Here is a 15014-nt window from a genome sequence, read left to right as displayed (position 1 = left end):
CTCACTATTGTCTCGGATGATTCACTTTTACCCCCTCACTCCGTGTATGTGCCAGTTGGGGGTGCGGAATGTGGGATTAAATGTTATTGGTGAACCCGCCCCTACAAAAAATTACGAATCAATCTTTAACCGGCCGCATTGTCGGGAACATGACGGCATCTCGGATGCTTTGAGTATTAGTTAAAAGCATCACCAATCTGTCTACACCGATACCCATTCCCGCACAATTAGGCATTCCCAAAGATAGCGCTTGAATAAAGTCTTCATCCATTGGATGCGCTTCGTCATCGCCCGCATTTTTCTGTGCTAACTGTTCCTCAAACCGCTTTCTTTGCTCTTTCGGATCGTTCAATTCTGAGAATCCGTTTGAGTATTCTGTACCATTGATAAACAGCTCGAAACGTTCTACAAATCCAGGCTTGCTGCGATGTCCTTTTGCTAAGGGACTGACTTCGACAGGATAGTCGATGATGAATGTAGGTTGAATTAGTTTGGGAACAACTAATTTGTCAAAAACCGCATACAGCACGTAGCCTAAACTCTGTTTTTCTAACTTAGACAGGTGCAATTCTAGTTTGGTTGCAGAGGATATCGCACTTTCTAAGTCCAAAGTGTCAAAATCCAGCCCAAACTCGTCTCTGACAGCTTCTACCATCGTTTTCACTTGCCAGTGTTTGCCGCTAAAACCGGGATATTTTTCGCTGTAGTCGAACTTGCGTTCTAAACTAATCGTTTCCCCCTGATTTTCAATTTCCTTGACATCCCCAAATACAGCCGCCGCTGCGAAACACATCACGTCTTCGACAACTCCTAAAATGTCGAAAACATCAGCATAAGCTTGGTAGACTTCTAAAGAGGTAAACTCTGGATTGTGGGTGCTGTCAATTCCCTCATTTCTAAATGCTTTCCCTAGTTCAAAGACTCGCTCGAAACCGCCGCAAATTGCTCTTTTTAAGAATAATTCGGGAGCCACTCGCAAATACAAATCTACCTCTAAAGCATTGTGGTGAGTGATGAATGGCTTAGCAGCAGCACCGCCGTAAATAGCTTGCAGTGTCGGGGTTTCTATTTCGTAAAAATTTGCTTGCCAGAGATAGGAACGGATGCTTTGAACGATGCGGCTGCGAAGCATAAAACGGTTGAGCGCATCTTGGTTGCTTGCCAAATCCATTTCGCGGTGACGGCGGCAAACTTCCGGGTCGTTAATTCCATAATAAGAATCGGGAAATTGAATAGTAGCTTTTGATAAAAGCTTTAATTCCCTCACTAAAATAGAAAGTTCTCCCCTGGGGGTGCGGCAGCCGATACCTTCGACGCCGACAAAATCGCCGACATCGAGCAATTTTTTAATTTGTTCAAAGCTCAAACCGACTTCGCCGGTGACGATTGCTTTCTCGATTTTGAGTTGAATTTTGTCTGTGGCGTCTTTTAAATCGATGAAACCAATTTTGCCGCTGTCTCGCTTGGAAGTGATGCGGCCGGCTAATCGCAGGGGAATTTCTTCGGGGTCAATTTCTCCGTTTTGGAGTTCTTTTCCCGGCTGACTAAATATTTCGCGAACTTGCTTGGCTGTGTGCGATCGCGCGTAGGATTCACTGGGATACGGTTCTATGCCTTGCGATCGCAGTTCGTCTACTTTTTGACTGCGGACTTCGGCTTCACTGAGAGTCATTAGTTATTGCCTGATTAAAATTACAAATATCTGACATCTTGCACTATTCTGGCGATCGTGCGATCGGGCGTTGCTCAAAGCAACGCCCCACAAGAAAATTCACTCTTTGTGGAACAGGCATCTTGCCTGTTCGCCATCGAGCTGCAAAATGTCAGAAACACCAAACTCTATCATAACTGGTCAACATAGACCAATTTGTCAGATAATCTAGACACACTGGCGATCGACAGATGCGGAAGGTCAGTAAGGTTTTAATCCTGACGGAAGTCTTCTATCCTCTCCATCCCTCCTACTCCCTCTCCCCAACAGTCAACAGTCAACAGTCAGCAGACAACAATTTGCGATCGACTGCACAAAGCGGCCGAAACATTAAAAAATTAAGTTGTCTGTCGATCGCAACAGGTGAGATGATATGTAGTGCAGCCTCACGGCAGTTCCACAGAAACTGAACAGCAGAAACGCGAGCGATCGAACTCGACTCATCGCTCCTCTGTCAGAATCGACCACACACACTCTCTCTTACATATAAAAACCAGAATTATGGCTGTTGCAACCCAATCACTCGAAGAACTCTGCATCAACTCTATCCGCTTTCTGGCCATCGATGCGGTAGAAAAAGCAAAATCAGGACACCCGGGACTGCCTATGGGCGCTGCCCCTATGGCCTTCGTGCTGTGGGATCGGTTCATGCGGTTCAACCCCAAAAACCCCAAGTGGTTTAATCGCGATCGCTTCGTCCTCTCCGCCGGCCACGGCTGTATGCTACAGTACGCCCTCCTGTACTTGACCGGCTACGATAGCGTCACCCTCGACGACATCAAGCAATTTCGCCAGTGGGAATCCAGAACCCCCGGACACCCCGAAAACTTCATGACCGAAGGCGTAGAAGTTACCACCGGCCCCCTGGGACAAGGAATTGCTAATGGCGTCGGTTTGGCAATGGCAGAAGCTCACCTCGCTGCTAAGTTTAACAAGCCCGACCACACCATTGTTGACCACTACACCTATGTAATTTTGGGTGACGGCTGCCACATGGAAGGCGTTTCTGCCGAAGCTTGTTCTTTGGCTGGACACCTCGGACTCGGCAAATTAATTGCCTTGTACGATGACAATCACATTTCTATTGAAGGCGACACAAGCTTGGCCTTTACTGAAGATGTGGGCAAGCGTTTTGAAGCTTACAACTGGCACGTTATTACAGTAGACAATACCGCTCTAGACGAAGATACTAACCTAGAAGCAGTTCACAAAGCTATTGAAGAAGCCAAAAAAGTCACGGACAAACCGTCCATGATTAAAGTCCGCACCGTCATTGGTTACGGTTCTCCCAACAAGCGCAATTCCTACAGTGCTCACGGTGCTGCTTTGGGTGCCGATGAAGTGAAAGCAACTCGCGATTTCTTGAAGTGGGAACACGCACCGTTTGAGATTCCTGAAGATGCTTTGTCACACTTCCGCAAAGCAGTCGATCGCGGTGCTCAAGCTGAGCAAGAATGGCAGAAAGCTTTTGATGCTTATAAAGCAGCATATCCTGCAGAAGCTGCAGAATATGAGCGCAGCGTTGCCGGCAAACTTCCTGAAGGTTGGGATAAAGTTTTGCCGACATACAACCCGGAAGATAAGGCAGATTCGACTCGGAATCATTCTGGAAAATGTTTGAATGCTTTGGCAGGTGTGCTACCTGAATTGATCGGCGGTTCCGCTGACTTGGCATCTTCTAACATGACTTTGCTTAAGGGTGAAAAAGACTTCCAAAAAGGTCAATACGAAGGACGTAACCTGCGCTTTGGTGTGCGGGAACACGGCATGGGTGCGATCGCCAACGGTATGCTTCTGCATGGCGGTTTAATTCCTTACTGCGCTACTTTCTTGGTATTTGCTGACTATATGCGGGGAGCAATTCGCCTCTCTGCACTATCGGAAGCTGGAGTTATTTATGTAATGACTCACGACTCCGTAGCCTTGGGCGAAGACGGCCCCACTCACCAACCCGTGGAAACCATCGCTTCTCTGCGAGTAATTCCCGATTTGTTGGTAATGCGCCCTGCGGATGGTAACGAAACATCCGGCGCTTACAAAGTGGCAGTTGAAAGCCGCACTCGCCCAACTTTAATGGCTTTGTCGCGCCAAAATCTGCCCAACTTGGCTGGAAGTTCGATCGAAGGAACAGCCAAAGGCGCTTACATTTTGTCCGACGACGGCGGCACTCCCGACATCATTTTAATCGGCACCGGTGGCGAAACCTACCTCTGCGTTGATGCCGCTGAAAAATTGCGCGCTGCAGGTAATAAAGTGCGCGTAGTTTCGATGCCTTGCTGGGAATTGTTCGACTTACAAGATGCCGCTTACCGCGAATCTGTACTGCCGAAAGCTGTTACTAAACGGTTGGCAGTTGAAGCAGCTTGTAGCTTCGGCTGGGGACGTTATTTGGGTTCCGAAGGCGACAGCATCAGCATCGACACATTCGGCGCTTCTGCACCGGGCCCCGTTGCTTTAGAAAAGTTTGGCTACACCGTTGATAATGTGGTAGCTAAGGCTCAGGCGCTGTTGGGTTAATAGCAGCAGCATAATTTTGGGTGGGGCGGGCTTCTGGCTCGCCCCATTTTTTATAGAAGAAGGAAGTTCGGCAACGGATTCGCTTCCTTCCGATGTAACAGATGTAACGGATGGATGGAAGAAGGCTTTAGTTATCTAGAAGATAAGGAAGAAGAAAGGAAAAGTTAAAATCCTAAAATCTCAAATCGGCATATAGCAATCCTTGCAGGAGTCGTAATTTTTTTACCCCACCCCAACCCTCCCCTTAGCAAGGGGAGGGAGTAAGAAATTCACAAATGATGCGAGGATTGCTATATAGCAATCCTCGCATCATTCTCATAATTATTGTAGGGGCAATCCCCCCGTGGTTGCCCGATAGATAGGGGGTAGGCACGGGGGCACTACCCCTACAAATTTATCGGAATCATTTAGGATTGCTGTATAGGGTTTCACTTCGTCATACCTCACATCTTGCACCATTGTCAGGAACAGGCTTTTCGGCCTGTTCCACAAGAAAATTCATCTCTTGTGGAACAGGCCGAAAAGCCTGTCCATAAAAGGATTGAGAATGGTGCAACATATAAGTTATACCCAACCTAGAGCTCGCTACAGCTCGCGAATCATTGAGAATTGCTATATTAAGACTTACCGAAGAAAAACCCGTTTCTACCACAATATTCGGTTTGGCAACGAGGCATTTATGAAGAAACCGGGTTTTTAGCCCCCCGTGCCTCCAGAACTGTATATTTCAGAGAGTTAAGATAAGTTATAAGTTATTGCGTTAAATTACTCCTTCCCCATTTGCCATTCCGTTTATGATTTGGAATTTTTTAAATCAGTTGTTATTCACCGGCAATTATATTCCTCAAGGCTACTGTTACCTTTGGCAGCGAGAGCTAGTCGCGCTCCACATAGTGTCAGACTCTATCATTGCCCTGGCTTACTATTCAATACCGCTATCGCTAATTTATTATTTTCTGTTTCAGCGAAAAGACTTGCCCTTTCGCAATATCTTTTGGCTGTTTGCAGCCTTTATTATCTCCTGCGGCACTACTCATATAATGGAAGTTTGGACGCTTTGGCATCCTGTTTATTGGGTTTCTGGCAGTCTGAAAATTATTACCGCTGCGATTTCTGCGTACACCGCTTTTGCATTAATTCCTTTCGTTCCCCAAGCATTAACTCTGCTGAGTCCAACTCAATTAGGGATGATCGATTCAATACTGCAAAAAGAAATCATTGAACGTCGAGAAACGGAAGCTCGCTATCAAACTTTAACTGAAGCTTCGCCGGTAGGAATATTTTATGCAGATGCTGGAGGAGACTGCTTGTATGTCAACGAGCGCTGGTGTCAAATTTCGGGAATTACCTGTGATGAAGCTTTGGGCAAAGGGTGGTTGCAAGGCATTCATCCAGACGACCGCGATCGGGTTTTTTCTCAATGGTATAGCGCCGTGCAGCAGAAATTGCCGTTTAAATCTGAGTACCGCTTTCTAGACATTAATAACACTAAAATCAGTTGGATACTCGGTCAAATTGTCGGTCAAATCGGAGAAAATGGGGAGATAAAAAGTTATGTTGGTACTATTACTGATATTACAGAACGCAAGCAGGTAGAAGAGGAAAATCGACGGCTCAATGAAACTCTGGAGCATCGAGTTGCTGAGCGCACGGCTCAAATCGAAATTTCTAACCACAAATTGCAAAAAGAAATAGCTTACCGCGAAAAAATTGCGCTCACTTTGTTGGAATTGACGCAACTGCAAAATGCAATTCTTAATAGCGCTAACTACACAATTATTTCTACAGATCCCGACGGTACAATTAAAACATTTAATCGGGCGGCAGAGCAACTTTTAGGTTATTCGCTAGAAGAAGTGGTGGGGAAAGTCACGGTAGAAATAATTCACGATCCTCTGGAGGTCGCTCAAAGAGCTGAAGTTCTTTCTCAAGAATTGGGAGTGAAAATAGAGCCGGGAATTGAAGCCTTTGTTGCCTTGCCGCGCCGGAAAATCGCTGACGAAAATGAATGGACTTACATTCGCAAAGATGGTTCGCGGTTTCCGGTACTGCTGTCGGTGACTGCCTTATTTGATAGTAACGGAAATATTAACGGTTTTTTGGGTATCGGTCAGGATATTAGCGATCGCAAACAAGCTGAAAAAGAGCTGCGTGACCTCACCAATGCCATGCAAAATGCGGTGGAAGGCATTTCGCGGCTGGATATTGAGGGGCGCTACGTGAAGGTTAACCGAGCTTACGCTCATAAATGCGGTTACGAACCGGAACAAATGCTTGGCATGAAATGGCAGCTTACCGTACATCCGGGCGATGTTGAGATGATGCTCTCAGCTTATCAGGAAATGCTAATTTCTGGCAAAGTAGAAGTTGAAGCTAGAGGAGTCCGAAAAAATAGCTCGTTTTTTTATAAGCAATTAACGATGGTAAAAGCTTGCGACGCACAGGGGATATTTAACGGCCACCACTGTTTTATGAAAGATATCACTGAGCGCAAACTAACTGAAACTGCTTTGCAGGAAAGCGAATTCAAGTACAGGCAAATAGTTGAATTAGCAAAAGAAGGTATTTGGGTAATTGACAGAAATGGCCTCACGACTTACGTGAACAACGCAATGGCGCGAATGCTAGGCTATAGTGAAGTAGAAATGTTCGGGCGGTCGATTTTTGATTTCATGGACGCACCGGAAAAACCACAAGCTATTGATAATGTCGATCGGCGCAAGCAAGGTATTGCTGAACAACACGAATTTAAATTCAAAACCAAGGACGGCAAAGATATTTGGACTGATATGTCTACCAGTTCAGTCATGGACTCCCAGGGTAATCTGCTGTCTTGTTGCGCCTTGGTTTACAACATTACAAGCCGCAAAGAAGCAGAGCAGCAACTGCTGCAACTGACAGAAGATTTGAAGCGTTCCAACGAGGAATTAGAACAATTTGCTTATGTGGCTTCCCACGATTTGCAAGAACCGCTCCGAGCCATTACCAGTTACACTCAATTGCTGGCCCAGCGCTATCAAGGAAATTTGGACGATCGCGCAGATAAGTATATTCATTATATTGTCGATGGCGCCACCAGAATGCAGCAGCTAATTAACGATTTGTTGGCGTATTCGCGCCTGGGAACGAGGGGTCAGGAGTTTGAGCAGGCGGACTGCAAGGCTGTGGTTAAGCAAACTATGTGCAATTTGCAAATTGCGATCGCCGAAACAAAAGCTGTAATCACCTGCGACGCGATGCCAACTGTGATGGCGGATGAATTTCAACTGGTGCAATTATTCCAAAATTTGCTCGCCAACAGCATCAAATTTTGTCGCCAAGATATCCCGTTGATTCATATCGCTGCCTGCCGGCAAGAGAGCGAATGGGTGTTCAGTGTCCGCGATAACGGCATTGGCATCGATCCGCAGTATGCCGATCGCATTTTCATCATTTTTCAACGCCTGCACTCCCGCCGCCAATATTCCGGCACAGGCATAGGTTTGGCGATGTGCAAACGCATTGTTGAACGCCACGGCGGTCGCATCTGGGTGGAATCTCAAGAGGGAAAAGGAGCGACTTTTTACTTCACTATTCCTATAATTAGTACCTGAATCCTCAAAATTCAATTTTGTTTTTATACTCAAAAGGATACGCCGGTTATGAGCGATCGAAGCACTGTTAGACCTATAGAAATTCTGCTGATTGAGGATTCTCCCAGCGATGCCGATTTGGCAAGAGAAGCTCTCGGTCAGGGTAAAATATTGAATAACTTGCATTTTGTGGAGGATGGAGTCGAAGCAATCAAGTTTTTGCGCCGAAAAGAACCCTATCTCAGGGTACCTCGTCCCGATTTGATTTTGCTCGATTTGCATCTGCCGAAAAAAAGCGGTATTGAAGTGCTAGAAGAAATTAAAAGTGACCCAACCTTAAAATTAATTCCTGTAGTGATTCTCAGCACTTCAGCAGCTCCCGAAGATATTTTTAAGTCATACTCCCTCCACGCCAACTGTTACATAACCAAGCCAGTAGACTTCGTAGAATTTACTAAGGTAGTCAGGTTAATTGAGGAATTCTGGCTGGCCGTCGTCAAACTTCCTCTAAATTAAACGAACAAATGCTTGGCTTATGAGCGCTCTAAAAATTTTTAACCTATGGAAATTCTGCTGGTGGATGATTGGCTCAGGGAGGCTGAATGGGCTTTATAAAAGCTGGCCACAAACACATTTTTAACAATTTGCATAAGAGTAGAAGATATGGTATAGCAATCCTTGCAGGAGTAAAAAGATGTAGGGGTAGTTCCCCCGTGCCTACCCCGGCCTCATGGGGGCAACCACGGGGGGTTTGCCCCTACAAGAATTACACAAATGATTGAGGATGGCTATATTAGCAAGAAATTTAGTGAATAAAGAAGGCTTGTGTGTTCGCCTTCCCGTCCCGATTTAATTCTGCTTGACTTGATTTTGCCTAAAAAAACACGGTGGGGAAATATTGATAGAAATCAACTCAGCACTCAAGTTAAAAATGATTCCGGTGGTAATTATGACAACCTCAGCAGCCGATGAAGAGATGCTCAAGTTTTATACCCTGTCACCCCGGTGCTACATCACTAAGCCTATCGATTTTAGTCAAGTGGCTAAGCTGGTGAGATGGATTGAGGATTGGTGGCTGGTGGTGGTGACAGTTCCCAAATAATAATTTTCAAGTTGAAAATGGTAAGGGAAAGCAAAAAAGTTTAACCTAAAATTGGTAGAGTAAAATTTTTACAGTCAAAAACGTCTAAGCTATGTGGATTAAGATTCTGTTAGTAGAAGACAATCCTGCTGATGCTGATTTGCTTGCAGAACTGTTAGAAGTATCTGTGGGCGTCCAGTGGGAACTGGTGTCTGTTGAGTTCCTGCATGAGGCGATCGCCCAACTGTGTAAACAACCCTTTGATGTAGTTTTGCTCGACCTTTCTTTGCCCGACAGCCGCGGTTTGGAAACGCTAACTCGTCTGCGAGAAGTTGCTCCTGATGTGCCAATGGTGGTAATGACAGGCTTGGACGATGAGGCGATCGCCCTAGAATCAGTTCGCTTGGGAGCTCAAGACTATATTGTTAAAGGCCAAATTACTACTCAATTATTAGTGCGGACGATCCGCTACGCGATCGAACGATCTCAAACATTTCAAATGCTGCGGGAAAGCGAGCGCCGCTTTCGGGCGATTTTTGACTCGTCGTTTCAGTTAACCAAGCTGCTGACTCCCCAAGGAATTGTGCTGGAAGTGAACGAGACAGCCCTCGATTTTGCCGGATTGCGATCGGAGGATATTGTGGGCCGCCCGATTTGGGAAATGGCGATTTGGGCCCAGTCGCCACAGGTTTCCGAACAATTGCAATGCGCGATCGGCAAAGCAAGTCGTGGCGAGTTTTTCCGCAGCGAAATCGACTTGTTAGGCAAAAGTGACCAAATTATGACAGTTGATTTCTCACTGAAACCGGTTAAAAATGAAACAGGACAAGTTTTGCTGCTGATTGCCGAAGCCCGTGACATTAGCGATCGCAAACGAGCAGAAGCGGAAATTCTCAAAGCCCTGGCACGAGAAAAGGAACTTTCACAACTGCGAGCTAAATTTGTCACAATGGTTTCCCACGAGTTCCGCACACCTTTGACAACCATCCAATTTTCGGCGGGATTGCTGCAAGATTACAGCTCTCAGTGGCCCCAAGAGAAAAAATCTACTCATTTTGTGCGGATTCAATTAGCAATTAAACGCATGACAGAGTTATTAGAAGATATCCTCGTAATTGGCAAAATCGAAGCCAATACCTTGCAGTTTCAACCGGTTTCCTTAAACCTCGAAAAATTTTGCCGTCAACTGGTAGAAGAGCAGCAGCTCAACGACAGCAATCAACACCCGATCGCCTTTCAATATGAAGGCGGCAACTGCGAGGCTCAAATGGATGAAAAACTGCTGCAGCAAATCTTGGGAAATGTCCTCTCAAATGCCATCAAATATTCCCCCGTCGGCAGTACAGTTTCCTTGCACCTCAACTGTCTAAACAAAGAAGCTGTTTTCCAAGTTCAAGACCAGGGCATCGGCATTCCCCAGGCCGATCGAGAGCGGATATTAGAAACTTTTTACCGATCTCCCAATGTCGGCACTATTTCGGGAACAGGTCTCGGTTTAGCAATTGTGAAGAGGGCTGTGGAACTTCACGGCGGCCAACTTGCGATCGACAGCCAAGAAGGAAAAGGCACAACTTTCACTATTACCTTGCCTCTAATTTGCCCTCCCAGTCAATAACAACTGAATTATCAACTATACATATCCGCGATTTAACGATTAATTAAGCGCCTAACTAACAAACTTATCAAGTGTCTGAACCCAGATTTTTCCAACCAACTACTAACTAAAAGGAGCTATCACCGTGGCTAAGATTTTGGTAATAGAAGACGAAGAAGCGATTAGAGAAAATATTTTAGAGTTGCTGGAAGCCGAGAATTTTGAAGGAATAGGAGCGATTAACGGCAAAGTCGGCATCAAATTGGCGATCGAAAAAATCCCGGATTTAATTTTGTGCGACATGATGATGCCGGAAGTAGACGGTCACGGCGTCATCAAAGCTTTGCGATCCGAACCCTTGACTGCCACAATTCCGTTTATTTTCCTCACAGCCAAAGCCGATAAAGTTGACGTTCGCAGGGGCATGGAACTGGGAGCGGACGATTACATTACTAAGCCCTGTACGCCGCAAGAACTGCTAAAAGCCATTGCTATTAGACTGGAAAAACAAAAAACAATTAGCCGACAATCTCAAAAGACGCTAGACGAATTACGCACTAATATTAGTATGTCGCTGCCCCACGAATTGCGGACTCCTTTGAATGCAATTCTGGGTTTTTCTGAGCTAATTCTGTCAGAATATCATGTCTTAGAGGAATCAGATATCTTAGAGATGATCGGTCAAATTCAAACTTCGGGTCATCGCTTGTATCGGCTAATTCAGAACTTTTTGCTGTATGCAGAACTGGAGATAGCAGCCACAAATCCCGAACGGCTCAAGGAGATGCGAAACAGCGAATTTAGCTGTGTAAAATCTTTGCTGAGTCAAAAAGCGCGGCAGCAAGCAAAACACGCGAATAGAACAGACGATTTACAATTAAACTTGCAAGATTCGTCGGTTGCTATTGATTCTGTCAGACTCGCAAAAATTGTTGAAGAACTATTGGACAATGCCTTCAAATTTTCTTTAGAAGGAACGCCTGTTTTATTAAGCAGTTTGGTCGAAAATCAGACTTTTATTCTGTCTGTCAAAGACCAAGGCCGCGGCCTGACTGCCGATCAGATTGCACAGCTAGAAGCTTACAGGCAGTTCGATCGCAAACTTTACCAACAAGCAGGTTTGGGATTGGGCCTGGCTATTGTTCAACGCCTTGTAGAATTGCACGGAGGGGAATTTAAAATAGAAAGTTTGCCACAGCAAGAAACCATAGTTTGCGTTTCCCTGCCTGTCTAAACAATGATTATTCCAGTTTCAAAAAAGAATACAACTGTAGGCAAACTCCCAACCCTTATGGAATAAATCATTGCCAATTCTCAAATCTAAACTCTAATATCATGTCCGGTCGATTACCATTCATCAGGTAGGGGCGGGTTCACCACAATATCTGCCAATAATTGACAATCTCAAAAACCCGCCTGGCCGGGATATTATGGTCAATCGATCGGACATGATATAAAATGGTATTATGCAGGAGCGATCGCTCCTTTCAGACACCGCTCCATATAAATTTGAGCTACCTTATCATGAGGGTTGATTTCCAAGCAGGCCGAAAACCATCTTTTAGCTTCGACACAGTTGTCACTATTGTAGAGTACCAAAGCTTGCTCAAAGATTGTCTTGGTCTCTAACTTTTTCTGTCGTAACTCTGGCGGATCGGCCGCAAATACTTCATAAAGTGTTACCATTCGCGATTTGCCTTTAACTGTTACGCGATCGATCAACCTCAAATCATAAATATCGTTCAACTGTATAAAAGTATTGTGAGTAATTAACATCGAAACTCCATACTCTTTCGTCAAAGTTTCCACGCGGGAGGCTAAGTTTACCGCATCGCTAATCACCGTGCTGTCCATCCGACTTTGGCCGCCAACCGTGCCTAACATCAAAGAACCCGTATTGATTCCTATGCCAATTTGCAGCGGCGGGCGATCGACCTGATTACGACTAATATTATACTCGTTAAGCTCTTCTAGCATTGCAATTCCAGCTTTCACAGCATCGTCCGCACTGCCATTAAACAGCGCCATAATCGCATCGCCAATGTATTTATCAATAAAACCAAAATTGTCAGTAATTGCCGGTTCCATCCGCGACAAATAACCATTAATAAATTGAAAATTCTCTTCGGGACTCATCCTTTCCGAAAGAGAAGTGAAATCGCGGATATCTGAAAATAGCACCGACATTTCTTTCTGCACCTGATCGCCTAATTTGACTTCCAGAATACTTTCATATCCCAGAAAGTGGAGAAATTCGTGCGGTACAAACCGCCCGTAAGCATCTGTTAATTTTTCTTCTGCTGCTAAAGCTTTTTGCAAATCGTCTGTGAATTGGCGGCGCTCGGTTTCTACCTCTAGACGTTCCGTGATGTCTTGAAAAGCGGCGATAGCGTAAACTATGTTTTTCCGTTCGTCGTAGATTGGAGTCGCCCAAACCTCGATCGGCACAATCCGATCTGACCCACGAATTTCTAGCTCGTCCATACGCACAAATTCTCCCCGCAACGCCCGAACAATCGGTTGGCTATCCCTCGGATACAATTGATTAGTTCCAGCGTCGTAAAAATGATAAGCTTCAGGAAATTGCTCAGTAGCCCCATCAAAAATTAAACCTTCGGCTAGTATCCTTTCGCCCCAAGAATTCATGTAAAAAGGTTTACCATTACCATCGACAACAAATAGTCCCACCGGCATCGCTTCCAGGAATTGAGTCAATCGGCTTTCGTTTTCTGACAGTGCCTCATTTAACTTTTCTTGGGCCGCCAAAGCTTTTTCTAAATCATTAGTAAACCTGATTCGTTCCACTTCCACCTGTCTTTGCAAACTAATATCCTTAGCAAAACCCTGATAGTAAAGCACTTCACCGTTAGCATCATAAACGGTGCGCGCATACTCAGAAATCCAGATAATGCTGCCATCTCGACAGTAAACCTGAGACTCAAACTCACACAGAGTACCGTGCTGTTTCATCAGCGCCAGAAACTCTTGACGGCGGTTCGGTTCCACGTACAATTGCTGCTGAATATCATTAATACTTTCTATCAATTCTGACGCAGAATCGTAGCCGTAAATTTCCGCCAGAGCAGGATTCGCACTGAGAAAATGTCCGTCCGGCGTCGTCTGAAAAATACCTTCTAGAGCATTTTCAAATATCCCGCGATACTTCTCTTCAGCTTGAATTAGCGCCTCTTCAGCTTCCTTGCGTTCACTTATGTCACTAAAAGCAATAATCGCATAGGAAATGTCGCCTGTAGAATCATAAATTGGAGTTGCCCAACTCTCTACAGGAATAATCTTATTAGCTGTACGAATTTCTACACCCTCAGTCCGCACATTTTCGCCCCTAAGCGCCCGCATAATTGGCAATTCTTCCACGGGGCATCTCTGATTAGTCCCGGCTTTATAGAATTGATAAATTGCTGCTTTTTGCTCTGAATTAATATGCGGCACAGTGCCTTTGCCAAATACATCCCGCGCTTTCTGGTTAGCGTAGAAAGATTGCCCGTTTGCATCAAGTACACATACGCCCAATGGCATAGCTTCTAGATATTGCGTCAAGCGACTTTCGTTTTCATGGAGTTTGGCAATCAGCATCGCCTGCTTGCGGTTTAATTTTACCAACTCCTCATTCATTTCCTGAAGTTCTCTTTGTTTTTCAGCTAATTTTTTATCTTGAAAATATCTATATATAGCCTCAGTGACAGTTAATTTTAAGTCATCACATTGCCAAGGTTTAGGTATATATCGGTACAATTTAGCATAGTTAATAGCATTGGCTACCGCCTCCAAATCTGCCTGCCCCGTCAGCATAATCTTGAGACAGTTAGGCGAGATAGCATGAACTCTGCTTAATAGTTCGTCTCCTTTCATACTAGGCATGATATGATCCGAAATCACCAAAGGAACTTCATACTGTTCTGCTAAAAGTTCTGACAGCAACTCTAAAGCTTCTTCGCCACTTTGGGCCGTTTCAATTAAATATTTATCTTCAAAGGCTTTTAGCAGGTCTATTTCCAGACTATCAAGTATAGTCTGCTCATCATCGACACAAATAATGACTGGTTTTTTCATAAATTTGCTAGACCAGACTTAATTGCTTCAATTAATTCTTGATTTTGCCAAGGTTTTTCTATGAAAGCATGAAGATTTGCTTGAGCTTTTGTGCGTTCGATTGCTTCTTTGTCTGCTTGTCCTGTCAGCATTACTTTCACAATTTGCGGATATTTTTGATGAATTTTAATCAGCAACTCATCTCCTTTCATTCCGGGCATCAACCAATCAGAGACAATTACTAAAATCTTAACATCAGCTTCACATAGCTCTTCAATAATTTCCAGGGCTTCGGCAGCACTTTCAGCAAATTCGCAAAGATATTTACCGTTAAATGCCTGTTGCAGTTCAATTTCCAGACTTTCCAACACCCCTACTTCATCGTCCACACACAAAATTGCTGATTTAGACATCGCTAGTTTCCTTATTTAGTGTGGCAGGGTGAACCCTCATGGCTGCACACCGTTTTCCAAATTCTACATTCTGCGT

Annotated in this window: 10 protein-coding genes; 6 read left to right on the top strand and 4 right to left on the bottom strand. The window is 44.8% G+C overall.

All coding sequences use genetic code 11. The annotated features are described in order from the left end of the window. Positions 1-118: 118 nt before the first annotated feature. The gene (gene lysS / locus QUB35_RS31270) at positions 119-1672 is read right to left on the bottom strand and encodes a lysine--tRNA ligase (protein WP_333145605.1); all 1554 of its coding nucleotides are present in this window, start codon (positions 1670-1672) and stop codon (positions 119-121) included. A gap of 369 nt (positions 1673-2041) precedes the next feature. Beyond that, positions 2042-2179 carry a hypothetical protein gene (locus QUB35_RS31265; RefSeq protein WP_333110366.1) on the bottom strand — a complete coding sequence of 46 codons (138 nt, stop codon included), beginning with the start codon at positions 2177-2179 and terminating at the stop codon, positions 2042-2044. A 33-nt stretch (positions 2180-2212) separates the two neighbouring features. On the opposite strand from QUB35_RS31265, the gene tkt reads away from it, so the two are divergent. From tkt to QUB35_RS31235, 6 genes are all read left to right on the top strand, one after another. Beyond that, entirely contained in the window at positions 2213-4228 is a 2016-nt protein-coding gene (gene tkt, locus QUB35_RS31260; RefSeq protein WP_333145603.1) for a transketolase, read from the top strand. A gap of 794 nt (positions 4229-5022) precedes the next feature. Next, entirely contained in the window at positions 5023-7821 is a 2799-nt protein-coding gene (locus tag QUB35_RS31255; protein ID WP_333145601.1) for a PAS domain S-box protein, read from the top strand. A 48-nt stretch (positions 7822-7869) separates the two neighbouring features. Continuing rightward, a complete protein-coding gene (locus QUB35_RS31250) occupies positions 7870-8316 on the top strand; it encodes a response regulator (RefSeq protein WP_333145598.1) in 447 nt (148 codons plus the stop codon). 433 nt (positions 8317-8749) lie between these two features. Further along, positions 8750-8902: a hypothetical protein gene (locus QUB35_RS31245; RefSeq protein WP_333145596.1), complete on the top strand. Its 153-nt coding sequence runs from the start codon at positions 8750-8752 to the stop codon at positions 8900-8902. A gap of 91 nt (positions 8903-8993) precedes the next feature. Continuing rightward, positions 8994-10496: an ATP-binding protein gene (locus QUB35_RS31240; RefSeq protein WP_333145594.1), complete on the top strand. Its 1503-nt coding sequence runs from the start codon at positions 8994-8996 to the stop codon at positions 10494-10496. Positions 10497-10620: 124 nt separating this feature from the next. Beyond that, positions 10621-11709 carry a response regulator gene (locus tag QUB35_RS31235; RefSeq protein WP_333145592.1) on the top strand — a complete coding sequence of 363 codons (1089 nt, stop codon included), beginning with the start codon at positions 10621-10623 and terminating at the stop codon, positions 11707-11709. A 230-nt stretch (positions 11710-11939) separates the two neighbouring features. On the opposite strand, the gene QUB35_RS31230 is transcribed toward QUB35_RS31235, so the two are convergent. Then, entirely contained in the window at positions 11940-14546 is a 2607-nt protein-coding gene (locus QUB35_RS31230; RefSeq protein WP_333145589.1) for a PAS domain S-box protein, read from the bottom strand. After that, positions 14543-14938, bottom strand: coding sequence for a response regulator (locus QUB35_RS31225; RefSeq protein WP_333103705.1), 396 nt, complete (start codon positions 14936-14938; stop codon positions 14543-14545). Before QUB35_RS31225 ends, QUB35_RS31230 begins: the two co-directional genes overlap by 4 nt. Positions 14939-15014 lie beyond the last annotated feature (76 nt).

Source organism: Microcoleus sp. B13-B6 (genome assembly GCF_036705405.1).
Lineage (GTDB): Bacteria > Cyanobacteriota > Cyanobacteriia > Cyanobacteriales > Microcoleaceae > Microcoleus.
This window is presented reverse-complemented; position numbering and strand designations above follow the sequence as displayed.

Coding starts and splice junctions, on each gene's coding strand:
- QUB35_RS31240 (WP_333145594.1), top strand. CDS start 8,994: ATGTGGATTAAGATTCTGTTAGTAGAAGACAATCCTGCTGATGCTGAT.
- QUB35_RS31245 (WP_333145596.1), top strand. CDS start 8,750: ATGACAACCTCAGCAGCCGATGAAGAGATGCTCAAGTTTTATACCCTG.
- QUB35_RS31225 (WP_333103705.1), bottom strand. CDS start 14,938: ATGTCTAAATCAGCAATTTTGTGTGTGGACGATGAAGTAGGGGTGTTG.
- QUB35_RS31255 (WP_333145601.1), top strand. CDS start 5,023: ATGATTTGGAATTTTTTAAATCAGTTGTTATTCACCGGCAATTATATT.
- QUB35_RS31250 (WP_333145598.1), top strand. CDS start 7,870: ATGAGCGATCGAAGCACTGTTAGACCTATAGAAATTCTGCTGATTGAG.
- QUB35_RS31230 (WP_333145589.1), bottom strand. CDS start 14,546: ATGAAAAAACCAGTCATTATTTGTGTCGATGATGAGCAGACTATACTT.
- tkt (WP_333145603.1), top strand. CDS start 2,213: ATGGCTGTTGCAACCCAATCACTCGAAGAACTCTGCATCAACTCTATC.
- lysS (WP_333145605.1), bottom strand. CDS start 1,672: ATGACTCTCAGTGAAGCCGAAGTCCGCAGTCAAAAAGTAGACGAACTG.